Source organism: Sphingobium chungangianum, assembly GCF_977014255.1.
The window spans coordinates 1,225,213-1,249,216 of sequence record NZ_CDRNIV010000006.1 but is presented as its reverse complement, the minus strand read 5'-3'; the positions used below and the strand labels follow the sequence as shown (position 1 = coordinate 1,249,216).

Genomic DNA, 24,004 nt, shown 5'->3' with positions numbered 1-24,004 from the left:
AAACTGGTTAACTTGCGGCCGGTTGTTGAAATGAATTTAGCGGAAGATGGAACGTCCGGCGTAGACTGCGACGTCACCCAGTTCCTCTTCGATGCGGATCAGCTGATTATATTTGGCAAGCCGATCCGACCGGGCCAGCGATCCTGTCTTGATCTGACCGCAATTGGTGGCAACCGCGAGGTCGGCGATAGTCGCGTCCTCGGTTTCGCCGGAGCGGTGCGACATGACAGCGGTGTAGCGCGCGCGGTGAGCCATATCGACTGCCGCCAACGTTTCGGTGAGCGAACCGATCTGGTTCACCTTCACCAGCAGCGAGTTGGCAAGCCCCTTGCCGATTCCCATCTCCAGACGCTTGGGATTGGTCACGAACAAATCGTCGCCAACCAGCTGAACCTTGCCGCCGATCTTGTCGGTCAACGCCTTCCAGCCTTCGAAATCATCCTCGCTCATGCCGTCTTCGATCGACTTGATCGGATAGTCCGCACAGAGCGCTGCCAGATAATCGGCCATTTCGACCGGGTTCAGCGACAAGCCCTCGCCGGAAATTTCATATTTGCCGTTCTTGAAGAACTCCGTTGCGGCGCAGTCCAGCGCCAGCACCACGTCATCGCCGGGCTTGTACCCTGCCTTTTCAACAGAAAGCATGATGAAGTCGAGCGCGTCACGCGTGGAGGCGATGTTGGGTGCAAAGCCGCCTTCGTCACCTACCGAAGTGGCGAGGCCCTTGTCATGAAGCCCCTTCTTGAGCGTGTGGAAGATTTCCGCACCAATGCGAACTGCATCGGCGATGCTTTCCGCGCCGACGGGCATGATCATGAATTCCTGGAAGTCGATCGGGTTGTCGGCATGTTCGCCGCCGTTGATGATGTTCATCATCGGCACGGGGAGGACATGAGCCGAAACGCCGCCGACATAACGGTAGAGCGGCATGCCCCGAGCATCAGCGGCGGCCTTCGCTGTGGCCAAGCTGACACCCAGAATGGCGTTCGCGCCCAGACGCCCCTTATTTTCCGTACCGTCGAGCGCGATCATCGCCGCGTCGACCTCTGCCTGGTCTTCCGCATCAAGGCCGATCAGTTGTTCGGCAATCTCATCATTGACGGCGGCCACTGCTGCCAGCACGCCCTTGCCAAGATATTTGCTCTTGTCGCCGTCCCGCTTTTCGACCGCTTCATAAGCGCCCGTCGAAGCGCCAGAGGGAACCGCCGCGCGGCCAAAGCTGCCATCTTCCAGCATGACATCGACTTCGACGGTCGGATTCCCCCGGCTATCGAGAATCTGACGAGCGTGGATATCGAGAATGGCGGTCATGGTCGCTCCCTGAATGCTGCAATGCGCCTTGAAATCGCGCCCCGCTTAGACAGCGCCTTCAGGATTAGCAATGCAGGGCTTGCATGGACTCGAAAAATGCCGATGCTCAAATTAGTAACGGCAACGGAACTGTGGCCCGCCGCGAGCATTGAGGACGGATATCCATTCGCCCGCATCGCGACCCCACAAAATCTGAGGAGACATAGGACGATGGCCGACACCCCGGAAACCCCGCCCGTCAAGCGCGCAAAGAAGGCTACACCGGCAAAGCCCGCCAAGGGAAAGCCCGTTGCGACCCACGAAGCGACACCCACCGCGCCGACTCCTGTCAAGACAGCGGCGACACGGCCAGCGCCAACCGCCAAGCCAGGCAACGGCGCCGCGTCACATGGCTGGGCAGCGCAGATCGCACCATTGAAGGCGCAGGCAGAGAAGGCCGCCCGGACGGCAGCTGACAAGTTCAACACCGTTGACTGGAAGACGCATATCGATCCGCTGAAGGATCAGGCGACGAAGACCGCCATGTCCGCAGCGGTCGTTGCCAAGGACAAAACCGGCACCGCGATGCAAAGCCTTGCCAAGCTGATCACGGACACGGCCGGAACTGTCGATGCGAAGCTGGGTCCGCAATATGGCGACTATGCACGGCAGGCAGCCGAAGCCGTGGCGGGAGCTGCCGACACATTGGACAGCAAGGACGTCGATCAACTGATGACCGAAGCGCGCGATTTCGTGCGCAAAAGCCCTGCTGTGGCAATCGGCGCGGCAGCGGTGGTCGGCTTCGTCCTGATGCGGTTGGCCAAGGGTTCAGACGACAAGGCTTGAACCCGACGTACCATCAATCACGCAAAAGCCCCGAAGCTGGGGCGGAGGGGTTTTTGACCGACGAACCTAGTCTGATCGCAGAGCCGCCCGAAGCCGGGCATGAGCAGGAGGACGGCGTCCGCGCGACGTTCGCCAAGCTGTACACGGATGGTCGGGCCTATGCCGATGCGGAGATCGAGCGGCAGAAGCTGCGCGTCGGCATAGCTGGTGCTGGTGTTCGAGATGCTGCGATTTTCGCAATTGTTGGCGTCATGCTCAGCTTCGCGGGCCTGATCGCATTTCTGGTGGGGCTCGTAATGGCGCTTAGCCCCCATCTGGGAGCAGGCTGGTCGGCGCTGGCGGTGTTCGGCGTGGCGTTGCTCATCGCTGCCATATTGCTGGTACTCGCAAGGGCCAGGATCTCGCGTATGCGGAAGGCCATCAAGGCATGAATGGAACCGAAAAATATCGGCAAGCCGCGATTGATGCGGAGCAGCGGAAGGCGCACTTCCTCTCCAGTCTGTCCGCGGCGAAGGCTCGCATAGCGCCGGGACGGCTGAAGCAGGACCTCAAGGAGAAGGCGGCAAGAGGGATCACCAATGGTCGCACCTATGTATCGACCAAGGTTCAAGAGCAGCCGATTGCCGTTGGAGCGACAGGGGCGGCTCTGCTGATCTATCTTTTCCGCAATCCGATTTCGGCACTTTTCAAACGGACATACGTTCGGATTACTAACCGTAACCCGGAAAGAGCGGAGACTGACCATGGCTGATATTCATGCCCAGATCACTCGCGTGCGCGACGCAGCGAACGACATTGCCGGAACTGCCACAGGCAAATTCCGGGATTCCACCGAAAAGGCCCGGGAAAATGCCGCTGAACTGATCCAGACCGGCCGCGAACGCGCGGGTGGCGCCTATAGCGATATGCGCGATCGCACTCAGCGGGTTGCGGCTCGAGCCAATGAGATCGTTCAGGAGCACCCTGTCGCCGCTGTCGCTGGCGCAGTGGCTGCTGGAGCCGTCGTAGCCTGGCTTTTCCCCAAGAGCCGCAGGGCGATGAAGGCGCTTCCCGCTATTGCCATGACTGCGGGGAGCCGTGTCGTGGAAGCGGCCATGGCAGCGAGCGCGGCCGCCGCCCAAGGCGCGGAGAATATCAAGGCCGGTGCAACTGACGCCCTGCACCATGCGCAAGATAGCGCCGCCAAGACCGCCGCTTCCGCTCGCGATGCTGCCGCTTCTGCAGATATCACGGGAACTGCCTCGCGCATGGCTGATGACCTTGTGTCACTCGTCGCCAGCAAAATCGACACTGTCAGCGAGGCGCTCAAAGCCCGATTACCTAAACGCTGACCGCCGAAACGTTCGAAAGCGGTAGCTTTCGTGACGAAGCCTTGGACAGGAGTGGAGCCGTTGCTAAGGTGACCACTCCTTCCAAGGGAGACAGATTATATTATGAGCAAACTCCATCTCGTTATGGGCGGACGCGTCAAGGATCCTCAGACGCTTGAATTTGAAGATTTAAACTCAATTGATGTGGTGGGCGTCTTTCCTGACTATGCATCCGCTGAGAATGCGTGGCGAGGTGCTGCACAGCGAACCGTTGATGACGCCGAAATGCGTTATGTGATCGTGCACCTGCATCGCCTGCTGGAACCGGATTTGCCGCCAGCCTGAACCATCACACGATTGGCCGGGGTCCTTTGCGAAATCGCCAGAGCAGCAAGGGACGGGTCAGCACCAAGCCTACAAGGAAGCCTCCGATGTGAGCGGCTATGGCGATTTGACCAAGATCGCCTAAGCCGCCACGCGACGACGCGACGCCGATCATGAGTTGAAGGATGATCCAGCCAGCGGCCAGCCAAATCACGCGCAGAAAGTTGGCGGAAAACGGGCCGATCCTCCGTACCGTACGCTGGCCATAGAGTAGAGCATAGGTCGCAAGAATCGCCGATATGGCGCCGCTCGCGCCAACCATGGGGCTAGGCGAAGCGGGTCCTGCCGCCCATTGCAATAAAGCCGCGCCATAGGCACCGGCGATATAGAGGATCAGCACCGCACGCATTTGCAGCACCTGCTCGACCTGCCGCCCGCAAAAGACCAGCATCAACAGGTTAAAACCAATGTGCAGCCAACCCGCATGGATCAGCGTGCAACTGAGGGGCGTCAGCCACACAGGTACAGCAACTACGCCTGCAAAAAGCTGAGAATCGTCAATCCTGGCCGGAATGAAGCCGCCGAGGATGGCGGCGGTGCCCACCTGGCCAGTCAGAGACAATATTAGGAAGGCGGCGAAAGTGATCACCGCGATCCCATTTGTCATTCGGCCCGATGGCAGTTTCACCGGCTTAGATGAATTCGATCTTGTCGATCAGATAGAATTTGTCGCCTGCCGGAACCGACACCTCAATTTCTTCCCCGACCTGACGGCTGATAAGGGCGCGTCCCAGCGGGCTGTTGTAGCTGATCATGCCAAGCTTCGCGTCGGCTTCCGCCTGCCCCACAATCTGGTAGCGAACCGGCTTTTCATCCTCATCCAGCAAGGTAACGGTCGCGCCGAACACGACCTTGTCACCCGACAGTGACTTGGGATCGATGATCTGGGCGCGCGACAGCTTGTCCTCGAGATCGGCGATGGTGGCTTCAACCTGCCCCTGCCGTTCCTTAGCCGCGTGATATTCCGCATTTTCGGACAAGTCACCGTGGGCACGAGCTTCCTCGATGGCGTCCACGATCAAAGGCCGTTCGGCCTTCAATTCGCGGAGCTGCGTATTGAGCTTGTCATAGCCCATTTGCAGCATCGGCATCTTTTCGACGGTCGCCATTATTGCAAATCCTTCGTCAAAACTTCCCTTTGGCGGCTCCAACTCGGAGCCACCCGCAGCGTGCTTCCTTGTGCAGGGGATCAGGCTTGCGACACGGGATAATAGGACTGGAGCGACCGCACTTCAAGGGCATGGCCTCGAAGAGCCTCGATCGCATCGGCCGCAGCGACTGATGCTGCCGCCGTGGTGAAGCTGGCCACCTTGGCACGCAGCGCGCTGGTGCGGATCGCCTTGCTATCCTTTAGCGACTGCCAGCCTTCGGTGGTGTTGAAGATCAGGTCTATGTCGCCATCGGTGATCTTGTCCACGATGTGCGGACGGCCTTCGGCGACCTTGTTCACCGGCTGGACCGCGATGCCCTGTTCTTCCAGATAGCGCGCAGTTCCGCCAGTGGCGACGATGGTGAAGCCCAATCCTGCCAGCTTCTGCACCGCAGGCAAGACCACCGGCTTATCGCTGTCCTTTACGGACACGAAGGCCGTGCCGCTCTTTGGCAGGAAGGTGCCAGCGCCCAGCTGCGCTTTGGCGAAGGCTGTGGCGAAATTGCTGTCGATACCCATGACTTCGCCGGTGCTTTTCATTTCGGGCGAGAGGACCGGATCGACGCCGGGGAAACGGGCGAAGGGGAAGACGGCTTCCTTAACTGCAATATGAGTTATAGAATTGCGGTCGATTTTTGGGAGGTCGCGAAGCATCTCTCCGGCCATCACCCGGCTGGCGATTTTGGCGATGGGGGTGCCGATTGCCTTGGCGACGAAGGGGACGGTGCGGCTGGCGCGGGGGTTTACCTCGATTAGGTAAACAATGTTGTCCTTTACCGCGAACTGGATGTTCATGAGGCCGCGAACCGACAAAGCACGCGCGAGAACGTCCGTTTGGCGCTCAATTTCGGCGATTACTTCAGCGGAAAGGCTGTAGGGCGGCAAGGAACAGGCGGAATCGCCGGAGTGGACGCCCGCTTCTTCGATATGCTGGAGCACGCCTGCCACAACGACATCTTCGCCGTCGCAGAGTGCGTCTACGTCCACCTCGGTAGCGTCGCGCAGATATTGGTCGATCAACACCGGGGAGTCGCCTGACACCTGAACGGCGGTGGCGATATATTCCTCAAGCTGTGCCTGGCCATCGACGATCTCCATGGCGCGGCCGCCAAGGACGTAGGACGGCCGCATCAGGACCGGGTAGCCGATGCGGTTGGCGACCGCGATCGCCTCCTCCCGGCTGCGGGCGATGCCATTAGCGGGCTGCTTCAGCTTCAGCTTGTCGATGAGGGCGGCGAAGCGCTCGCGGTCTTCGGCGAGGTCGATCGCGTCGGGCGAGGTGCCGAGGATCGGCACGCCCGCATCTTCCAGCGCCTGCGCCAGCTTGAGCGGCGTCTGGCCGCCGAACTGGACGATGACGCCCGCAAGGGTGCCGTTCGACATTTCGACGCTCAGGATTTCGAGTACGTCCTCGGCGGTCAGCGGCTCGAAGTAGAGGCGGTCGGACGTGTCATAATCGGTCGAAACCGTTTCCGGGTTGCAGTTGATCATGATCGTCTCAAAGCCCGCGTCCGACAGCGCGAAGCAGGCGTGGACGCAGCAATAGTCGAACTCAATCCCCTGCCCGATCCGGTTGGGACCGCCGCCAAGGATCACGACCTTCTTACGGTCGCTGGGTTGCGCCTCATTCTCCGCCTCGCCGAAGAGCGGGGCTTCGTAGGTCGAATACATGTAGGGCGTCTTGGCCTCGAACTCGGCAGCGCAGGTGTCGATGCGCTTGAAGACCGGGCGCACGCCGAGCTTGTGACGCAGACTGCGCACTTCTGCTTCGGTAACGCCGCCGGTCATTGCCTTGACCGCTTCGTGGATCAGGCCCGAACCGCGTGCGATGCCGCGTTCCATGCCGCGCAGATTGGCCGACTTGAGCGCCAGATGGGCAAGGCGCTGGTCGGAAAAGCCCATGGACTTAAGGCGGCGCATGCCGTCCGCATCCTGCGGCAGGCCGTTCGCCAGCACTTCGGCTTCCGCGTCGATGATTTCCTTGATCCGCTCCAGGAACCACGGATCGAACTTGGCGATGTTGTGGATCTCGGCGACGGTCAGCCCCTCGCGCAGGGCTTGCGCGGCGACGAGCAGGCGGTCGGGCGTCGGTGAGGCAAGCGCCGCAACGATGTCGTCCTTGGGCGCGCCGACCAGATGCTGGATCTCATCGAAGCCGCAGAGGCCGGTTTCCAGGCCACGCAGCGCCTTCTGCATCGATTCATGGATGTTACGGCCGATCGCCATTACCTCGCCCACCGATTTCATCGCGGTGCCGAGCAGCGGCTCGCTCCCCTTGAACTTTTCAAAGGCGAAGCGGGGGATCTTGGTCACGACATAGTCGATGGTGGGCTCGAACGAGGCCGGGGTCGCGCCGGTGATATCATTCTCGATCTCGTCGAGCGTGTAGCCGACGGCGAGCTTGGCCGCGACCTTGGCGATGGGGAAGCCGGTCGCCTTCGACGCCAGCGCCGACGAGCGCGAGACGCGCGGGTTCATTTCGATCACGATCAGGCGGCCGTCCTTCGGATTGACCGCGAACTGTACGTTGGAACCGCCTGTTTCTACGCCAATTTCACGCAGCGTCGCGATGCTCGCGTTGCGCATGATCTGATATTCCTTGTCGGTCAGCGTCAACGCTGGCGCGACGGTGATGGAGTCGCCGGTATGGACGCCCATCGGATCGACATTTTCGATCGAGCAGATGATGATGGCGTTGTCGTTGCGATCCCGCACGACCTCCATCTCATATTCTTTCCAACCGAGAAGCGATTCCTCGATCAGGACTTCCGTGGTGGGTGACGCATCCAGCCCGCCGCGAACGATGTTCATGAACTCGTCGCGATTATAGGCGATGCCGCCGCCGGTGCCGCCCATGGTGAAGCTGGGGCGGATGATCGCGGGCAAGCCGGTGAACTCCAGCGCTTCCATCGCCTCTTCCATGGTGTGGGCGATGCGCGAGCGGGCCGATTCCAGACCGATCTTGTCCATGGCGTCGCGGAACTTGATCCGGTCCTCCGCCTTGTCGATGGCCTCGGCATCCGCGCCGATCATCTGGACGCCGAACTTCTCCAGAGTGCCGTCGTTGAACAGGGCGAGCGCGGTGTTGAGCGCGGTCTGCCCGCCCATGGTCGGCAGCACCGCGTCGGGGCGTTCCTTTTCAATGATCTTCGCCACGATTTCGGGCGTGATCGGCTCGACATAGGTCGCGTCGGCAAATTCCGGGTCGGTCATGATGGTGGCCGGATTGGAATTCACCAGGATGATGCGATAGCCCTCTTCCTTAAGCGCCTTCACCGCCTGCGTGCCCGAATAGTCGAACTCGCAAGCCTGGCCGATGATGATCGGGCCAGCGCCGATGATGAGGATGGAGGAGATGTCGGTTCTTTTAGGCATCTTGTTTACTTACGTCCCCACTTAGCTTCACCGCGCTCGACAATTTCTGAGCGAGACATTCCGATCGCCAAGTTGGCGTCTCCATAGTCCCCTCGGTACATACGATAATAAATGGATTGGATTTTCCGGTCGGACAGACCGGAAGGCTCTGAAAATCGAAAAACCGCTTCAGAACCGTTTCCTGCAAACTTGTTGAAATTTAGGCCAAGCGAAATCGCATCTTTCTTAAGCTTTTCGACGCTATTGCCGCGCACCTCAAAGAAAATAGCTTTGGGAAGGGTTGCCCCAAGCGTTGATATCCAAGACGGCAGTTCGCATCTTAGACCTTGAGGTTTAGCCTGCGACACCGTCGTGTAGCCACCTAGAGAGCGCACCACATACGGCACCTCGTTAATTAACGAAAACGGCTCAGGCACATCTGTTCGTTGAGTGACAAAAATGGTAAATCGTCCCACATCGCCTGGCTCGATTTCAGCAGCGGATGCTTGCCATTTTTTCGCCTTAGCTAGCTTCACTAACTCAGGAATTTTTGAAGCCGGTGCGAACACCTCGAGTGCCTGTGGGCAAGCCTGGGCAGTTGCAGCCGCGTCCATCAATGCACGCCCCCCGTCCGAGCTTCGCAACCCCAGCCGTCATATTCGACGCCGCAGAGGATCTCGATCTGGAGGCACTTCTTGGTCAGCGCCCGGATCGACTGCTCATCGACCGGCTGCTCGCATTCGAGGAAGAGGAACAGGTCGCCATCCTCATCCTCCTCGCGGTCCAGTTCGACGAAACCGAACTGGCTGGCGATGGTGAGGACGCGCTCGAAATCCTTTTCGCTGCCCTTGAAGCTGACGTCGACCGGGCGCGCCAGACGCGCCACGTCGCCATTGGCGGCGAGGTTGGCGAGGACTTCCTTGTCCGCCTCCCACTCCTGCGCAAGGCGGGCTTCGTCAACGGGGGGCAGGTTGAGGCTCACTTAAGCCCCTCAACGAAGCGCTGAAACAGGTAGAAGCTGTCCTGCGGGCCGGGCGAGGCTTCGGGGTGGTACTGGACCGAGAAGGCTTGTCTATCGGTCAGTTCGATGCCGCAATTGCTGCCGTCGAAGAGCGAGACATGGGTCGGCTTCACATTGGCGGGCAGTGTCTCGCTGTCCACCGCGAAGCCGTGGTTCATCGAGGTGATCTCTACCAGACCGTCCGACAGGCGCTTGACCGGGTGGTTGGCGCCGCGGTGGCCCTGGTGCATCTTGACGGTCTTGGCACCGGCAGCGAGCGCCAGCATCTGGTGGCCCAGACAAATGCCGAAGACGGGCTTGTCGGCTTCCAGCACTTGGCGGATCACGGGGACGGCATATTCGCCGGTCGCGGCGGGATCGCCGGGGCCGTTGGAGAGGAAGACGCCGTCGGGCTTCTGCTCCATCACCTGATCGAAGGTGGCGGTGGCGGGGAGGACGGTGACGCGGGCGCCCGCCTTTACGAGGTTGCGGAAGATGTTGTTCTTTGCGCCATAGTCGATGGCGACGACATGGGGGCGTTCCTGCCCCGCTTCATCCTTGCCGTAGCCGTGGCCGAGCTTCCACACGCCGTCTTTCCAGAGGCGGCTTTCCTTGCCCGTGACTTCGATGGCGAGGTCCATGCCTTCGAGGCCCGGCCAATTGGCGGCCTTTTGCGCGAGGGCTGCGATGTCGAAATTGCCTTCCGGATCATGGGCGATGACGACGTTGGGCGCACCCTTCAGGCGGATCATGCGGGTGAGCGCGCGGGTATCGACGCCGGACAGACCAATGCGGCCATTTTCCTTCATCCACTGGTCGAAGGGTTCGACGTTGCGGAAGTTGCTGGGCTCCGTCACGTCCTGCCGCACGACGCAGCCAAGCGCGAAGGGGTTGTCCGCTTCGACATCGTCCAGGTTGGTCCCGACATTGCCGATGTGCGGGAAAGTGAAGGTGACGATCTGCCCGGCATAGCTGGGATCGGTCATCACTTCCTGATAGCCGGTCATGGCGGTGTTGAAGCAGAGTTCGCCTACCGCTTCGCCGACTGCGCCAAAGCCGCGCCCGAAAACCGCGGATCCATCAGCGAAAACCAATACCCCTGTCGCTCCTTTGGGCACGGTGAGGGTCTTGGCATCAGCCATGGTCGTAGCGTCCTTTATGCTTTTTGCGGGAACCCGTCTGCAGCGGGTTAAACGGCCGGTCACCTATGCCTGTGAGGCCCCGCGGTCAACCACTGTAAAAAATCTCTTTTGGCGTTATATCTGGTCTTTTCCGGCAGAACAGGATTCGTATCGCCATGATTCGCGAGCAGGTTAAGAGCGCCCAGGTCGAAGCCATGAAGGCGGGGGACAAGGAACGCCTGGCCGCCGTGCGTTTGATCATGGCGAAGCTGAAGGATCGGGATATCGAATTGCGCACGGCTTCGAACGTGCCGGATGACGATACGGTCGTGGTCGAGGTGCTGCAGAAGATGGTGAAGCAGCGGCGCGAATCGATCGAGATGTTTCGCAATGGCGGGCGCGATGAACTGGCGGCGAAGGAAGAGGCCGAGTTGGGCGTCATCGAGAGCTTCCTGCCGCAACAGATGAGCGAGGATGAGACGCGCGCTGCGATCGAGGGGATCAAGGCGGAAGTTGGCGCGGCCAGCGTCAAGGATATGGGGAAGGTCATGGCCGTGCTGAAGGAACGGCATGGGTCGGTGATTGATATGAGCAAGGCCAGTGGGCTGGTTAAGGCGGCACTTAGCTGACATGATATGGCCCCTCCCTTCGAAGGGAGGGGTTGGGGTGGGTGATGGCGCTACGCATCAATGCAAGGCTAGGCCGATATGCGCGCGACATGCGGCGAGAACCTACCGACTATGAGCGGCGGCTGTGGGGCGCGCTGAGGGCGTCGCAGTTGGCCGGGTTCAAATTCCGGCGGCAGGCAGTCATCGAGCCATATATTTGCGATTTTCTTTGTCCCTCGATCGGTTTGATCGTTGAGGTAGATGATGATCTGCACGATGCACGGAAGGACCGGGATCGGGACTTCGATCTCGCTCATCAAGGATATGTCGTGCTGCGTTTTTCCAACTGGGAGGTTCGGGACAATCTTGAAGGCGTATTGAGCGTCATTCTTGATCGGGCGCGTGCGTTGCCGGAGAGGCAGAAGATCACCCACCCCAACCCCTCCCTTGGAAGGGAGGGGCTTTTAGAGAAATGAGCCTCTCCCCCGCCTTTCTTGACGAACTGCGCATGCGGACTTCGCTGTCTACGCTGATCGGGCGGACGGTGAAGGTGCAGAAGGCTGGGCGCGAGTATAAGGCGTGCTGCCCTTTTCATAATGAGAAGACGCCGAGCTTCACCATCAATGACGAGAAGGGCTTCTACCACTGCTTTGGCTGTGGGGCGCATGGGGACGCGATCCGGTGGATGACGGACCAGCGTGGGCTACCCTTCATGGAGGCGGTGAAGGAGTTGGCGGCGACGGCGGGCATGGACGTGCCCGCGCCCGATCCTCGGGCGGCCAAGCGGGCGGAGCAGGCGAAGGGTCTGCATGACGTCATGGCGGCGGCTCAGGCTTTGTTCGAGGCGCAGCTTGGCGGGATCGAGGGTGCGGAGGCGCGGGATTATCTTGTCCGGCGTGGGATCAGTGAGGCTACGCGGCGGGCTTTTGGTTTTGGCTATTCGGCGGATTCCAAGGGCAAGCTGAAAGGCGCGCTGGCGGAATTTGGTGATCCGATGCTGATCGAGGCGGGGTTGCTGATTGATCCGGACGGCGCCGAGCCGGACGGCGCAAAAAGTAGGAAACGCGAGAGCTATGATCGCTTCCGGGGGCGGCTGATGCTGCCGATCCGGGATATTCGCGGGCGGGTGATCGCTTTTGGCGGGCGGATTCTGGGGCTGGCGAGCCCAAATATCTGAATTCGCCCGACACGCCGCTCTTCGACAAGGGGCGGACGCTTTATAATATCGACCGCGCTTCCCCGGCCAGCCGCCAGAGCGGGCGGGTGATCGTGGTCGAAGGCTATATGGACGTGATCGCGCTGGCGCAGGCGGGCTTTGGCGAGGCGGTGGCGCCGCTGGGGACCGCGTTGACGGAGCATCAGATCGAGCGGCTGTGGAAGATGGTGGATGTGCCGGTGCTGTGCTTCGATGGCGACGCGGCGGGGCAGAAGGCGGCGATACGGGCGGCTGTGCGGGCGCTGCCGCTGCTGCGGCCGGGGATGAGTTTGGCCTTTGCGACGCTGCCTGCGGGGCAGGATCCGGACGATCTGATCCGGGCGGAGGGGCCGGGAGCGATGGAGCGGGTGCTGGATGCAGCCGAACCGCTGGTGGAGCGGTTGTGGGCTTATGAGCAGAAGGCGGCGCCATTGGATACGCCCGAGCAGCGGGCGGCGCTGAAGCAGCGGCTGCGCACGATCACGGACGCGATCGCGCATCCCGATGTGCGGGCGCATTATGTGCAGATTTTCCGTGAGCGTTATGATGCGCTGTTCTTTGCGCGCCCCACGCAGGCGAGCGCGCCCCGGCATCAGCGTGGGACGGGCGCGCGGCAAGGGTGGCAGCGCGATCGGCGCGGGAACTGGAAGCCCCCCCTGCCCCCGGTCGGTCACGAGGCGCGGGCGATTGGCGTCAGCGGCATGGAGCAGCGGCTACTGCGCGCGGTTCTGGCGAGTTTGTTGCGGCATCCCGAGCAGATAATGATGCACCGGGAGATGCTTTCGGCGCTGCATATCGGCGATTCGGCGCTGGGCGAACTGATGCGGGCGATGATTGCCGCATCGTTCCGACAAGAAACAGTTGAAACAGAGGGCCTCCTTACCATATTGGGCCAAGGTGAAGTGTATAATATGGCGAAGGGGATGCTCCGGGCCGACACGTTCACATTCACCCCCAGCAGGATGAAGACCGATCCCGGTCGCGTTCAGCGCGATCTGGAAGAGGCTATCCGGGTGATGGCGCAGGGACCGGAGTTGGAGACGGCGCTGGCGGAGGCGACGAGGCGGGCAAGGGAAGACCTTAACGAGGAAACCTTTGCCGAGCAGCAGCGGATCCAGCGGTTAAAAATGGATCATGACCAGCGCCTGGCGGAACTGGCGCAGTCCGAAGATATTGTTTGATAGATCGTCCCCCGGCGGGATGATGGAGCTAAGGCGAATAAATGGCGAGCAAGGCGACAGGCAAGGGTGCGGGCGAGGATGTGGATAGCGGCGATGCACCGCTGCTCGATCTGAATGAGGCTTCGGTCAAGAAGCTGATCGCGCGCGCCAAGAAGCGCGGCTACATCACCTATGACGAGTTGAACGACGCCCTGCCGCAGGACCAGATGTCCTCCGAGCAGATCGAAGACATCATGGCCGCGCTCAACGAAATGGGCGTGAACATCGTCGAGAATGAAGAGGCCAGCGAGGACGGCGACGAGCAGCGCGAGCGCGAAGATGCCGAGGACGCCGAAGATGATTCGGGCGATGAAGAAGGCGCACCCAAGCTCGTCACCGAGAAGAAGAAGGAAACGGTAGATCGCACCGACGACCCGGTGCGCATGTATCTGCGCGAAATGGGCGCGGTCGAATTGCTCAGCCGCGAGGGCGAAATCGCCATCGCCAAGCGCATTGAGGCTGGCCGCGACACGATGATCCTGGGGCTGTGCGAAAGCCCGACGACCTTCAACGCGATCATCGAATGGTCGACCGCCCTCAACAATGGCGAGATGCAGCTGCGCGAGATCCTGGACCTCGACGCGATGCTTTCCAAGGACCCCGCGCCCGAGAATCTGGAGGAAGGCGCCGAGGACGATGACGGCGAGATCAGCGAGAAAACCGCTGGCCCCAGCTTCAAGGAAGAGGAGGAGCCCGAGGAAGAGGCAGCCGATTCCGACGAGGATGAGGACGGCCTGACCGAACGCCGTGCCCGGCGCGTGGAAGAGGAAGAAGAGGAAGACAACACTCTTTCCCTCGCCCAGATGGAAGAAACGCTCAAGCCGATGGCGCTTGAGAAGTTCGCGACCATCACGGAGATTTTCCGCGCCTTCTCGCGTGCGCAGGAATCGCGCATGGCCGCGATGGCCAATGGCGAGACGCTGAGCCAGAAGGCCGAGGACGATTATCAGGAGCTGCGCGAGCGGCTGACCGCCGAGGTCGAAAGCGTCCAGTTCCACCAGCAGAAGATCGAATATCTGGTCGATCAGCTCTATGCCTATAACCGTCGTCTGACGGCGCTGGGCGGGCAGATGCTGCGTTTGGCGGAACGGCACAAGGTCAGCCGCAAGGACTTCCTCGACCGCTATGTGAACCATGAACTGGACGACGCCTGGCTGGACAAGGTTCAGGGTCTCGACAAGAAGTGGGCGGCTTTTGCGGCAGCCGAAGCGCGCGCCGTCGAGCGCATCCGTACCGAGGTGAGCGAAATCGCGCAGGCGACCGGCATGTCGCTGGGCGAGTTCCGCCGTATCGTCAACATGGTGCAGAAGGGCGAACGCGAAGCGCGTATCGCGAAGAAGGAAATGGTCGAGGCGAACCTCCGCCTCGTCATCTCCATCGCTAAAAAATATACGAACCGTGGCCTGCAATTCCTTGATCTTATTCAGGAAGGCAATATCGGCCTCATGAAGGCCGTCGATAAGTTCGAATATCGCCGCGGCTACAAGTTCAGCACCTATGCGACTTGGTGGATCAGGCAGGCGATCACCCGGTCGATCGCGGATCAGGCGCGGACCATCCGTATTCCGGTCCACATGATCGAGACGATCAACAAGCTGGTGCGCACGTCCCGTCAATTCCTGCATGAGCAGGGCCGCGAACCGACGCCGGAGGAAATGGCCGAGCGCCTTTCCATGCCGCTGGAGAAGGTACGCAAGGTGATGAAGATCGCCAAGGAGCCGATCAGCCTCGAAACGCCGATCGGCGACGAGGAGGATTCGCACCTGGGCGATTTCATCGAGGACAAGAATGCGGTCATCCCGGTGGATGCTGCAATTCAGGCGAACCTGAAAGAAACGGTCACCCGCGTTCTGGCTTCACTGACGCCGCGTGAGGAACGCGTGCTGCGCATGCGTTTCGGCATCGGCATGAACACCGATCACACGCTGGAGGAAGTGGGCCAGCAGTTCAGCGTGACCCGCGAACGTATTCGCCAGATCGAGGCGAAGGCGCTCCGTAAGCTGAAGCATCCGAGCCGCAGCCGGAAAATGCGGAGCTTCCTCGACCAATAGGGTCTGAGACACGGTGAATTGATCCGAAAGGGCGGCTTCAGGGCCGCCCTTTTTTTCGTCTCATAAACCGCTCTTTTACCTCAACTTCCTATGGTCGTGGCAACAGACACACTGGCGCGGCGGCCGCAGGGGTTATCATGAACGAAGCAGCTACACGCTTGGCGACAGGCGACATATCTCAGGTGATCGAGGCGCTGGTGGCGGCTGATGGAACGGCGGCTCATGCTCATGCGAGCAGCGCAAGGACCATCATGAGCCGTGATGCTGTCCTGACATTGCCGGACCTCGCCGATGCCGCGCATTATCTTTGCCTGCTGCACGGACGTCATCCCGGCGTCATCGATCACGCGGCGAACCGATCGGCAGACAGCGCGGCGCGGGGCTGGCTAGTCCAGGCGGGGCAGGCGTTTGCGCGGGAGCGGGCCTATCTGACGCAAGTTGCGGTGGCGCTAGGCCCGATACCCAGCACGGCGGGGCAGAGCGACTGTGAGACGATCGTCAGCCAGCAACGTCATGCGCTGGATATGCTGGCTCAGTCGGACAGGCGCGGATGTGCCATGGGGGCAGCCATGGCGCTGGTGCTGGACTGGCAGGCTGTACGCGACGTGCTCGACATGGCGGCGATTCGCGTGGGGCTTGAACCCACTCCATCCGATCTTCCCGACCGGGCGCAGACCTTTGCCGTGGCGCGAGCGATCGGTAGCGACGGCGCGGCCGATCGGGCCATACAATTTGGCGCGCGGCAACTGCTCAGCCAGCAGCGTGGCCTTTGGGACCTGTTGAAGGCGCGTGCCGAGGTTCGGCGGCAGAAGCCTTAGGAATAACCGATTGCGGCGTCGTATCGCTTTCCCTACTCGGGTGGCAGTAGAGGAAAGCGAAGATTCATGCGGTTTGAAGGTACGGAAGATTATGTCGCAACCGACGACCTGAAGGTCGCGGTGAACGCTGCGGTGCTGCTGCGCCGCCCCCTGCTGGTGAAGGGTGAGCCCGGTACTGGCAAGACGGTGCTGGCGCAGGAAATCGCCAAGGCGTTGGACGCGCCGCTGATTGAATGGAACGTCAAATCGACGACCAAGGCGCATCAGGGCCTGTATGAATATGATGCCGTGGCACGGCTGCGCGATGGCCAGCTAGGCGACCCGCGCGTTCATGACATCAGCAACTATATCCGCAAGGGCAAGCTGTGGGAGGCTTTCACCTCCCCTACCCTGCCCGTGCTGCTGATCGACGAGATCGACAAGGCTGACATCGAATTTCCCAACGACCTGTTGCAGGAACTCGATCGCATGGCGTTCCACGTCTACGAAACGGGCGAGACGGTCGCTGCGCAGGAACGGCCGGTGGTGGTCATCACGTCCAACAATGAAAAGGAGCTGCCCGACGCTTTCCTGCGGCGCTGCTTCTTCCACTATATCAAGTTCCCCGACCGGGAGACGATGCAGGCCATTGTCGATGTCCATTTCCCGGGCATCCAGAAGATTTTGGTCAGCCGCGCGCTCGACCTCTTCTACGAGATACGCGATGTGCCGGGCCTGAAGAAGAAGCCGTCCACCAGCGAGTTGCTCGATTGGCTGAAGCTGCTACTCAATGAAGACATGCCGCTGGAGGTGTTGCAGGATCGCGATCCGACCAAGGCCATTCCGCCGCTTCATGGCGCCCTGCTGAAGAATGAGCAGGATATCATGATGTTCGAACGTTTGGCATTCATGGCACGGCGGCAGGGACGGTAAAGGCTGGGATTGCCCTGCCCGGCGCAATGACGGAGGCGTGCATGACGCATGAAGCGGGATGTCTGTGCGGATCGGTGCGCATCAAGATCGATGCGGAGCCGATGGCGGCGCGCATGTGCTGGTGCAGGCTGTGCCAATATCTCGGCGGGGGATCAGGCACGGTCAATGTCTGCTTTTCGACGGAGAAGGTGCAAAGCGAGGGCGAGGTTCGTTGGCATGAGAGCATCGCCGACAGCGGCAACAGGATGCGCCGTGGCTTTTGCCCCGAATGCGGAACACCCCTGTTCAGCATTGCCGAGTCGCGGCCGCACCTGACCTTCATCAGGGCTGGCGCGCTGGATGATCCGGGCCTGTTGGCACCGCAGGCGGTGATCTGGACGGAGGCAGCCCCGCACTGGGCGCATCTGGACCCGGAACTGCCGCATTATCCGGAGCAGATTCCGCCAGTCGCATAAAAGGCCGCTTGCCTTAGCCTTGCGGTTTCGCTCAACCTTCCCCGATAAATTTCAGAGCCGCGACAAGACGGCGTGAAATGGGAAGGATGCCTATGCCGAAACTGTCCTTGTCGCTGTTGCCGATCCTCTTGGCTTTGCCGGTGCCCGCACTGGCGCAGGGTGCCGATGTGCAGGAAGCGTGGGTAGCGAGCGATGGGAGCCTTCGCGCCCGCGCCTCGGGGATCAGTCTGCCGCAGACCATCGCGGGGCTTTCCCTGTCCAAAAGTGGAGAGGTTACGAACGGCGGCAAGGGCATCGACAATTATGCCCAATATCTGTCGGAGGACGGGGCGGTGCAGGCGACTTTATACGTCTATCTGCCCAGCTATGCTGACGCGTCGATCGCCGCTTACATGACCGACCGCGCGGTGACGGATCGTTTTGGACCGAAGACACGCCGCACTGCTTATGAAGGCGTTCCGTTGCAGGGCAAAGGTGGCCGCGCGATCCGTGCGGTTTATGATGATGCGGCCGACGGGGCGCTGACCACGGCAGCAGCTTTTGCGCAGGCCGGACGATGGCTCGTGAAGCTGCGCGTCACAGGTCCGAGTGAACGGCGCAAGGAGGTATTGGCAGGGCTGGACGGCATGCTCGGCAGCTTGCATTTCGATGATGCGGCTGCGGTACGGCCAGTCTCTCCGGTGCGGTTCGCGGACTGCCCGGCGGGTGATGACAGGGACGCGCAACTTACTGCTTCCCTTCCTGCCGCAGCGGCTGATGTCCGCGCCGTTCGCGAGGTGGCCGGGTCTTTCTGCATCCGGGGACAGGTGCAGACTAGCGAAGGCAGCTATGATGTTCTGGCGCAGCAGGGTGCGTCTGGCGCATCGGTCATCGTGCCGATCGACGATGCGGGCACGGTGCTTGCCTTCGATCCAGCAGCTGACGGCAAGGGCTATCAGCTATCGATACATTCCGTCGGCGAGACGAAGCTCTATGGCGTTTATGACCGCGTGCCGAGTTCCCGACAGATCGCAAAGATTCTCGATGGCAAGGACCCTCAGACGGCGCAGGCGCGGACGACTGCTGCCTATGCCGCCAATGGGGAGGTCATAGTGCGCCAGGGCACGGCGAACTGACGGGATCAGATGAGGTAGCCGACCTCATACAGGCCCCAGCGGCGGCCTTCGAAGATCAGTGGAACGAACACGCTGCGAAGCGCGCGATAGCGGCCTTCGCCAAGGTCCTGACGATAGGTGAAGAGGAAAAAGTCGCCGTCACCATCGAGCGCGCGGCGCGTCTGGCTGTCCATGAAAATCTGCCGGTTACGGGCATATTCCATGTTCCATTCCGGCATGCCCGGCCGCTGAGGCTGGCTTCGCGACGTGATGTGCGTTGGCAGATAGCCGTTCATATCGATCAGGCAGCAACCGACGATGGCATTATCCTGCCCCGTCTGGCGGTCCAGAATCGGGCGGATCACGCGGTCGGCAAAGACCATGAAGCCATTTTCATATTGTGGCGGGTGGGAGCCTTGGATCAGACGGTAATTGCTGTCGAATAGCGCCGATGGCGTCAGTTCACCCTCTGCCAGGGCGTCATTGATCAGGCGCGACACTTCGGCCGCGCCATCTTCGGCATAGGCAATGTAGCGACTGTTGCGCGTCTGATGCCCGCCATGAGCGGCGGTGTTGAGCATGTCGTTTGCCATGCCCTCAAGCTGCTCAAGCTGGGCCTTGGCCATTTCGACGCGCTGGGTGCTTTCGGCAGCGGAGTCGCTGAAGTTCGTGAGGCCAGCACGTAGCGCGCCTACGTCGGCATCGGCTTCATCGGTGCAGGTGACGATGGCGTGGGAACGCTCGCCAAATTGCGTCACGAGCGAGGCGATTTCCGCCATGGTGACGCTCAACGTGTCGATATGGGCGCTGACGTCCCGGCCGCGGCCGATATTGGCCTCCACGCCGCTGATCAGATGGCGCGCGTCGCGGTCGAGCTGGCCGAGCTTGTCACCGACTGATGCAGCAAACTCGCCCGCTTGCCCGGCGAGGCGGCGGATTTCGTCGGCCACGACGGCAAAGCCCTGCGTCGCCTCCCCACCGCGCGCCGCTTCGATTGCGGCGTTGACGCCCAGTAGCCGCGTTTGACGTGCGATCGCGCCGAGTTGATCGGATATGCCGCCGACGGCTTCGATGACCCCGAGAAACTGACGAAGCCTTCCCTCCAGCCCCGTGACATGGTCGACCAGCCCTGCAACCTGGGCGAGAGACTGGGTAATCGCTTCATGCCCTTCGGCAATGATGCGGGCAGCGCGCCGGGACGTGAGGCTGAGTTCCTGAGCCGCCACCACGCTTTCATTCTGGCTGACGGCCAGCGCCTCCATATTGGTTTGCAACTGTGAGAGGCGGAGCGAGTCGGATTGGATGCGCCGAGTAAGTTCCCCGAGGAAACCCGCCGTCTCGCTGCATTGCAGCGCAACGTCGCCGGAACGCTCACCCAGATCCGTCAATAAATGCTCATTTTCCAAGGAGTGCCACCCCAAACCGCCCGCTTGTGAATAGTGCCTTTTTAACGATGCGATGCAACACTTAACATTTGATCAACCATGTGCGGCCCCTTGCATCCATGGCGGGGCTGTCAGACAAGGCCGTCATTATGATGCTGAACTTTCTCGACGCGCTTAGGGCTGCTGGCATTCCCGCTGGCATCAAGGAGCATCTGCTTCTGTTGGAGGCGCTGGACCGCGATGTGATCGGTCAACGGCCCGAGGAATTCTATTATCTCGCGCGGGCGACCTATGTGAAGGATGAAGGGCTGATAGATCGGTTCGATCAGGTCTTCGCCAAGGTCTTCAAGGGCGTGCTGGATGCGAGCGGGGTCGAGGCCGAAATTCCCGAGGAGTGGCTGCGCCTCGTCGCGGAGAAATATCTGAGCGCCGAGGAGATGGAGAAGATCAAGTCTCTAGGCAGCTGGGACGAGATCATGGAGACGCTGAAGAAGCGTCTGGAGGAGCAGAAGGGGCGCCATCAAGGCGGGAACAAGTGGATCGGCACGGGCGGGACTTCGCCCTTCGGCAATGGCGGTTATAATCCCGAAGGCGTGCGGATTGGGGGCGAGAGCAGGCACAAACGCGCGATCAAGGTCTGGGAAAAACGCGAGTTCCAGAACCTCGACAGCAGCAAGGAACTGGGCACGCGCAACATCAAGGTCGCGTTGCGGCGGCTGCGGCGCTTTGCGCGCGAGGGGGCAGCGGATGAGCTGGACCTGGAAGGGACTATCCGGGGCACAGCTCGGCAAGGTTGGCTCGACATACGGATGCGGCCCGAGCGGCACAATGCAGTCAAGCTGCTGCTATTCCTGGACGTTGGCGGATCAATGGACCCGTTCATCCGGCTTTGCGAGGAACTGTTTTCCGCCGCGACGACCGAGTTCAAGAACATGGAGTTCTTCTATTTCCACAACTGCCTTTATGAAGGCGTGTGGAAGGACAATCGGCGCCGCTTTTCAGAGCGTATTCCGACCTGGGATATCCTGCATAAATATGGGCATGACTATAAGGTCATCTTCGTTGGCGATGCGGCGATGAGCCCTTATGAGATCAGCTATCCCGGCGGTTCCGTCGAACATATGAACGAGGAACCCGGCGCGGTGTGGATGAGCCGGTTGCTGCATACCTATCCGGCTGCCGTGTGGCTGAACCCGACCCCGCGCGACCATTGGGACTATAGCCAATCGACGCGGATGATCCGGGAGATCATGAGCCAGCGCATGTATCCGCTGACGCTTGAGGGCATCGATGACGGGATGCGGGAACTGACGCGTAAACGGTAAGCTGCGTCAGGCAGGATCGAACAGGACGCCGCCCGTCATTGGGGCAGGAACGCCGGTGGTGCCGGGAAAGCTGATCGGCAAGCATTTGAGGTGGCGCACCGCCATATAGGCGAAGCCCTGCGCCTCAAGGGCATCTCCGTCCCAGCCGAGATCATCGACCGGGCGTACCTCTGCGCTGGTGAAAGCGGCCAGCATCCCCATCAGGGTCGCGTTGTGGCGGCCACCTCCACCGACATAGATGGCGGAAGGGCGGGACGGGAGATGGTCAAGCGCGCGGGCAACCGCCCTGGCGGTGAACGCTGTCAACGTCGCTGCACCATCCTCAAGCGACAAGCCATGCATCGCATCGAGGGTGAAGGCTTCACGGTCGATGCTCTTGGGAGGCAGCGTGTCGAACCAGGGGTCTGCCATCAAACTGTCGAGCCGCGCTTCATCGATTTGGCCGCGAGCAGCAGTGGCGCCATTTTCGTCGAACGGCCGATCGCTATGCGTCTGCATCCAATTGTCGATCAGACCGCTCGCCATGCCGGTGTCGAAGGCGAGGAGTTCGCCGTCATTTCCGATGGCGGTGATGTTGGCCACGCCGCCCAGGTTCAATATGGCGGTCGGCTTACGCAAATCGTTCGCCAAGGCCCGGTGATAGATAGGCATTAGCGGCGCCCCCTGTCCCCCTGCGGCAACATCCGCGCTGCGCAGGTCGCCGACCACGGGAATTCCGAACGCCCCCGCCAATGCGACACCATCGCCGATCTGCCATGTCCAGCGCCATTCCGGCCGATGCGCAACCGTGTGACCGTGGAAACCGATAACGGCGATATCCTGCGCTATATGCCCGCTGCGCGCGAGGAGATCGGTGACGGCCTCGACATGAAGCTCGGTAAGTTCGGCTTCCACGGACTGAATGAGAGGCTCAAAGTCCGGCTTGTCCATCGCCATGGCGCGCTGGCACGCTTCGGCCAGGCGAATGCGAAAGCCCTCCCGATAGGGCATGGCATGGAAGGTGACGGGATTGCTGAAGCCCTCTCCGTCGGTTTCGATGAGCGCGGCGTCAATGCCGTCGCGCGAAGTGCCCGACATGAGGCCGATCGCCAGCATGGGTTGGCTGTGTGTCACCGCTTCGATCCTTTTGCTCTCCTCTATTCTGTGTAGCGGAATGGATCGAGACACAAGTTCAGGATGACGGGGAGTGACGTTGTTGTGTCGTGATGCTAGAGGGCGCCGCATTATGACCAGCTACTCGTCCGATCTGCTCCGCCTCCTGGAGGCACGTGGCTACATCCATCAACTGACCGATGCGGAGGGGCTCGACGGCCTTGCCGCCAAGCAGATCGTGCCGGGCTATATCGGCTTTGATCCGACGGCTCCGTCTTTGCATGTCGGGCACCTCGTTTCGATCATGATGCTGCGGCAGTTGCAGAAGGCGGGGCATAAGCCGATCGTCCTGATGGGCGGCGGCACGGGGAAGATCGGCGATCCGAGCTTCAAGGACGAAGCGCGCAAGCTGCTTACCACCGATACGATCGCGGAGAATGTCGCCAGCATCAAGCGCGTGTTCGAACGGTTCCTGACCTTCGGCGACGGGCCGACCGACGCGATCATGCTCGACAATGCCGAATGGCTCGACCGGCTGGAATATATCCCGTTCCTGCGCGAGATCGGTCAGCATTTCTCGATCAACCGCATGTTGAGTTTCGATTCGGTGAAGCTGCGGCTGGATCGTGAGCAGTCGCTGTCCTTCCTCGAATTCAACTATATGATCCTTCAGGCCTATGACTTTCTGGAGCTGTCGCGGCGGTCGGACTGCCGGTTGCAGATGGGCGGATCGGATCAGTGGGGAATATTGTCAACGGCGTCGAACTGGCGCGCCGGGTGGATGGGACGCAGGTGTTCGGGCTGACCACGCCGCTACTCACCAATGCCGATGGCACGAAGATGGGCAAGACGGTGGGTGGTGCGGTCTGGCTGAACGAAGACCAGCTTTCCACCTATGATTATTGGCAGTTCTGGCGGAACACGGCAGACGCGGACGTCGCCAACCGGCTGCGGCTGTTCACCGACCTGCCGATGGACGAGGTCGCACGGCTGGCTGCGCTTCAGGGCGCGGAGATCAATGAGGCGAAGAAGGTTCTGGCCAATGAGGCGACGGCGCTGTGCCGGGGAACCGATGCCGCGCTTGCCGCCGCAGAAACGTCGCGCAAGACCTTTGAAGAGGGCGCTTCGGACGCCAATCTGCCGACGATCAGTGTGGGGGCCGAAGGGCTGACCATAGTTCAGGGCACCTCAGCACTTGGCTTTGCCGCTTCCAACAAAGAGGTTCGGCGCAAGCTGGCCGAAGGCGCCATTCGCGTCAATGGCGAGGTCGTGAGCGACCCCATGCTGTCACTGAAGCCCGGCGACAAGGTGAGTTTCGGCGCTAAGAAACATGGGCTGGTAACTGCTTGAAACTTTAGAGAGTTAAAGGCGGATTAAGTAAAGCTGGTAAGGAA

At 61.0% G+C, this 24,004-nt stretch carries 22 protein-coding genes and 2 pseudogenes; 15 read left to right on the top strand and 9 right to left on the bottom strand.

Annotated elements, in window-relative coordinates; all coding sequences use genetic code 11:
- Positions 1-36: 36 nt before the first annotated feature.
- Entirely contained in the window at positions 37-1,311 is a 1,275-nt protein-coding gene (gene eno, locus ACWNC0_RS13270) for a phosphopyruvate hydratase (protein WP_449472167.1), read from the bottom strand.
- 210 nt (positions 1,312-1,521) lie between these two features.
- On the opposite strand from eno, the gene ACWNC0_RS13265 reads away from it, so the two are divergent.
- The 5 genes from ACWNC0_RS13265 to ACWNC0_RS13245 all read left to right on the top strand — a co-directional run bounded on the left by ACWNC0_RS13265 (position 1,522) and on the right by ACWNC0_RS13245 (position 3,791).
- Positions 1,522-2,136, top strand: coding sequence for a hypothetical protein (locus ACWNC0_RS13265; RefSeq protein WP_449472166.1), 615 nt, complete (start codon positions 1,522-1,524; stop codon positions 2,134-2,136).
- Positions 2,137-2,189: 53 nt separating this feature from the next.
- A complete protein-coding gene (locus tag ACWNC0_RS13260; protein ID WP_449472164.1) occupies positions 2,190-2,567 on the top strand; it encodes a phage holin family protein in 378 nt (125 codons plus the stop codon).
- Positions 2,564-2,887: a hypothetical protein gene (locus tag ACWNC0_RS13255; protein ID WP_449472162.1), complete on the top strand. Its 324-nt coding sequence runs from the start codon at positions 2,564-2,566 to the stop codon at positions 2,885-2,887. The genes ACWNC0_RS13260 and ACWNC0_RS13255 overlap by 4 nt, the downstream gene beginning before the upstream one ends.
- Complete coding sequence (locus tag ACWNC0_RS13250) at positions 2,880-3,467, top strand: hypothetical protein (protein WP_449472160.1); 588 nt, start codon at positions 2,880-2,882, stop codon at positions 3,465-3,467. The genes ACWNC0_RS13255 and ACWNC0_RS13250 overlap by 8 nt, the downstream gene beginning before the upstream one ends.
- Before the next feature lie 102 nt (positions 3,468-3,569).
- Positions 3,570-3,791, top strand: a complete 222-nt coding sequence (locus ACWNC0_RS13245) for a DUF4170 domain-containing protein (RefSeq protein WP_449472159.1) — start codon at positions 3,570-3,572, stop codon at positions 3,789-3,791.
- Positions 3,792-3,795: 4 nt separating this feature from the next.
- Here the strand turns inward: ACWNC0_RS13245 and ACWNC0_RS13240 are convergent, their stop codons facing one another.
- From ACWNC0_RS13240 to carA, 6 genes are all read right to left on the bottom strand, one after another.
- The gene (locus ACWNC0_RS13240) at positions 3,796-4,437 is read right to left on the bottom strand and encodes a rhomboid family intramembrane serine protease (protein WP_449472158.1); all 642 of its coding nucleotides are present in this window, start codon (positions 4,435-4,437) and stop codon (positions 3,796-3,798) included.
- Positions 4,438-4,462: 25 nt separating this feature from the next.
- Positions 4,463-4,939, bottom strand: a complete 477-nt coding sequence (greA, locus tag ACWNC0_RS13235; RefSeq protein ID WP_449472156.1) for a transcription elongation factor GreA — start codon at positions 4,937-4,939, stop codon at positions 4,463-4,465.
- Positions 4,940-5,019: 80 nt separating this feature from the next.
- A complete protein-coding gene (gene carB / locus ACWNC0_RS13230) occupies positions 5,020-8,355 on the bottom strand; it encodes a carbamoyl-phosphate synthase large subunit (protein ID WP_449472154.1) in 3,336 nt (1,111 codons plus the stop codon).
- A gap of 5 nt (positions 8,356-8,360) precedes the next feature.
- Complete coding sequence (locus tag ACWNC0_RS13225; RefSeq protein WP_449472152.1) at positions 8,361-8,948, bottom strand: hypothetical protein; 588 nt, start codon at positions 8,946-8,948, stop codon at positions 8,361-8,363.
- Entirely contained in the window at positions 8,948-9,316 is a 369-nt protein-coding gene (locus tag ACWNC0_RS13220) for a ribonuclease E inhibitor RraB (protein WP_449472150.1), read from the bottom strand. The genes ACWNC0_RS13225 and ACWNC0_RS13220 overlap by 1 nt, the downstream gene beginning before the upstream one ends.
- The gene (gene carA / locus ACWNC0_RS13215) at positions 9,313-10,476 is read right to left on the bottom strand and encodes a glutamine-hydrolyzing carbamoyl-phosphate synthase small subunit (protein WP_449472149.1); all 1,164 of its coding nucleotides are present in this window, start codon (positions 10,474-10,476) and stop codon (positions 9,313-9,315) included. Before carA ends, ACWNC0_RS13220 begins: the two co-directional genes overlap by 4 nt.
- Positions 10,477-10,631: 155 nt before the next feature.
- Between carA and ACWNC0_RS13210 the strand changes: the two genes are divergently transcribed.
- From ACWNC0_RS13210 to ACWNC0_RS13175, 8 genes and pseudogenes are all read left to right on the top strand, one after another.
- Positions 10,632-11,084, top strand: coding sequence for a GatB/YqeY domain-containing protein (locus tag ACWNC0_RS13210; protein WP_449472148.1), 453 nt, complete (start codon positions 10,632-10,634; stop codon positions 11,082-11,084).
- 44 nt (positions 11,085-11,128) lie between these two features.
- On the top strand, positions 11,129-11,539 hold the full coding sequence (locus tag ACWNC0_RS13205; protein WP_449472146.1) for an endonuclease domain-containing protein: 411 nt from the start codon (positions 11,129-11,131) through the stop codon (positions 11,537-11,539).
- A pseudogene (gene dnaG / locus ACWNC0_RS13200) lies at positions 11,536-13,439 on the top strand (DNA primase). Before ACWNC0_RS13205 ends, dnaG begins: the two are co-directional and overlap by 4 nt.
- Positions 13,440-13,480: 41 nt before the next feature.
- Positions 13,481-15,529: an RNA polymerase sigma factor RpoD gene (gene rpoD / locus ACWNC0_RS13195; RefSeq protein ID WP_449472144.1), complete on the top strand. Its 2,049-nt coding sequence runs from the start codon at positions 13,481-13,483 to the stop codon at positions 15,527-15,529.
- Positions 15,530-15,666: 137 nt separating this feature from the next.
- Positions 15,667-16,347: a DUF6975 family protein gene (locus ACWNC0_RS13190; RefSeq protein ID WP_449472143.1), complete on the top strand. Its 681-nt coding sequence runs from the start codon at positions 15,667-15,669 to the stop codon at positions 16,345-16,347.
- A gap of 66 nt (positions 16,348-16,413) precedes the next feature.
- Entirely contained in the window at positions 16,414-17,259 is an 846-nt protein-coding gene (locus ACWNC0_RS13185) for an AAA family ATPase (protein WP_449472141.1), read from the top strand.
- Between the two features lie 41 nt (positions 17,260-17,300).
- Complete coding sequence (locus tag ACWNC0_RS13180; RefSeq protein ID WP_449472140.1) at positions 17,301-17,714, top strand: GFA family protein; 414 nt, start codon at positions 17,301-17,303, stop codon at positions 17,712-17,714.
- 92 nt (positions 17,715-17,806) lie between these two features.
- Positions 17,807-18,829 carry a hypothetical protein gene (locus ACWNC0_RS13175; RefSeq protein ID WP_449472138.1) on the top strand — a complete coding sequence of 341 codons (1,023 nt, stop codon included), beginning with the start codon at positions 17,807-17,809 and terminating at the stop codon, positions 18,827-18,829.
- A 5-nt stretch (positions 18,830-18,834) separates the two neighbouring features.
- On the opposite strand, the gene ACWNC0_RS13170 is transcribed toward ACWNC0_RS13175, so the two are convergent.
- Positions 18,835-20,214 (bottom strand): methyl-accepting chemotaxis protein, encoded by a 1,380-nt coding sequence (locus ACWNC0_RS13170; protein WP_449472136.1) that lies wholly within the window; start codon positions 20,212-20,214, stop codon positions 18,835-18,837.
- 128 nt (positions 20,215-20,342) lie between these two features.
- On the opposite strand from ACWNC0_RS13170, the gene ACWNC0_RS13165 reads away from it, so the two are divergent.
- The gene (locus tag ACWNC0_RS13165; protein ID WP_449472135.1) at positions 20,343-21,518 is read left to right on the top strand and encodes a vWA domain-containing protein; all 1,176 of its coding nucleotides are present in this window, start codon (positions 20,343-20,345) and stop codon (positions 21,516-21,518) included.
- 6 nt (positions 21,519-21,524) lie between these two features.
- Here ACWNC0_RS13165 and ACWNC0_RS13160 read toward each other — a convergent pair whose 3' ends face one another.
- Positions 21,525-22,613, bottom strand: coding sequence for an anhydro-N-acetylmuramic acid kinase (locus ACWNC0_RS13160; protein ID WP_449474615.1), 1,089 nt, complete (start codon positions 22,611-22,613; stop codon positions 21,525-21,527).
- A 130-nt stretch (positions 22,614-22,743) separates the two neighbouring features.
- On the opposite strand from ACWNC0_RS13160, the pseudogene tyrS reads away from it, so the two are divergent.
- Positions 22,744-23,960: pseudogene (gene tyrS, locus ACWNC0_RS13155) on the top strand (tyrosine--tRNA ligase).
- Positions 23,961-24,004: the final 44 nt, after the last annotated feature.

What these genes read in the sequence shown, in the direction of transcription:
- eno (WP_449472167.1), bottom strand. Translation starts at nt 1,311, where the DNA reads ATGACCGCCATTCTCGATATCCACGCTCGTCAGATTCTCGATAGCCGG.
- ACWNC0_RS13265 (WP_449472166.1), top strand. Translation starts at nt 1,522, where the DNA reads ATGGCCGACACCCCGGAAACCCCGCCCGTCAAGCGCGCAAAGAAGGCT.
- ACWNC0_RS13255 (WP_449472162.1), top strand. Translation starts at nt 2,564, where the DNA reads ATGAATGGAACCGAAAAATATCGGCAAGCCGCGATTGATGCGGAGCAG.
- ACWNC0_RS13250 (WP_449472160.1), top strand. Translation starts at nt 2,880, where the DNA reads ATGGCTGATATTCATGCCCAGATCACTCGCGTGCGCGACGCAGCGAAC.
- ACWNC0_RS13245 (WP_449472159.1), top strand. Translation starts at nt 3,570, where the DNA reads ATGAGCAAACTCCATCTCGTTATGGGCGGACGCGTCAAGGATCCTCAG.
- ACWNC0_RS13240 (WP_449472158.1), bottom strand. Translation starts at nt 4,437, where the DNA reads ATGACAAATGGGATCGCGGTGATCACTTTCGCCGCCTTCCTAATATTG.
- greA (WP_449472156.1), bottom strand. Translation starts at nt 4,939, where the DNA reads ATGGCGACCGTCGAAAAGATGCCGATGCTGCAAATGGGCTATGACAAG.
- carB (WP_449472154.1), bottom strand. Translation starts at nt 8,355, where the DNA reads ATGCCTAAAAGAACCGACATCTCCTCCATCCTCATCATCGGCGCTGGC.
- ACWNC0_RS13225 (WP_449472152.1), bottom strand. Translation starts at nt 8,948, where the DNA reads ATGGACGCGGCTGCAACTGCCCAGGCTTGCCCACAGGCACTCGAGGTG.
- carA (WP_449472149.1), bottom strand. Translation starts at nt 10,476, where the DNA reads ATGGCTGATGCCAAGACCCTCACCGTGCCCAAAGGAGCGACAGGGGTA.
- ACWNC0_RS13210 (WP_449472148.1), top strand. Translation starts at nt 10,632, where the DNA reads ATGATTCGCGAGCAGGTTAAGAGCGCCCAGGTCGAAGCCATGAAGGCG.
- ACWNC0_RS13205 (WP_449472146.1), top strand. Translation starts at nt 11,129, where the DNA reads ATGGCGCTACGCATCAATGCAAGGCTAGGCCGATATGCGCGCGACATG.
- rpoD (WP_449472144.1), top strand. Translation starts at nt 13,481, where the DNA reads ATGGCGAGCAAGGCGACAGGCAAGGGTGCGGGCGAGGATGTGGATAGC.
- ACWNC0_RS13190 (WP_449472143.1), top strand. Translation starts at nt 15,667, where the DNA reads ATGAACGAAGCAGCTACACGCTTGGCGACAGGCGACATATCTCAGGTG.
- ACWNC0_RS13185 (WP_449472141.1), top strand. Translation starts at nt 16,414, where the DNA reads ATGCGGTTTGAAGGTACGGAAGATTATGTCGCAACCGACGACCTGAAG.
- ACWNC0_RS13180 (WP_449472140.1), top strand. Translation starts at nt 17,301, where the DNA reads ATGACGCATGAAGCGGGATGTCTGTGCGGATCGGTGCGCATCAAGATC.
- ACWNC0_RS13175 (WP_449472138.1), top strand. Translation starts at nt 17,807, where the DNA reads ATGCCGAAACTGTCCTTGTCGCTGTTGCCGATCCTCTTGGCTTTGCCG.
- ACWNC0_RS13165 (WP_449472135.1), top strand. Translation starts at nt 20,343, where the DNA reads ATGATGCTGAACTTTCTCGACGCGCTTAGGGCTGCTGGCATTCCCGCT.
- ACWNC0_RS13160 (WP_449474615.1), bottom strand. Translation starts at nt 22,613, where the DNA reads ATGCTGGCGATCGGCCTCATGTCGGGCACTTCGCGCGACGGCATTGAC.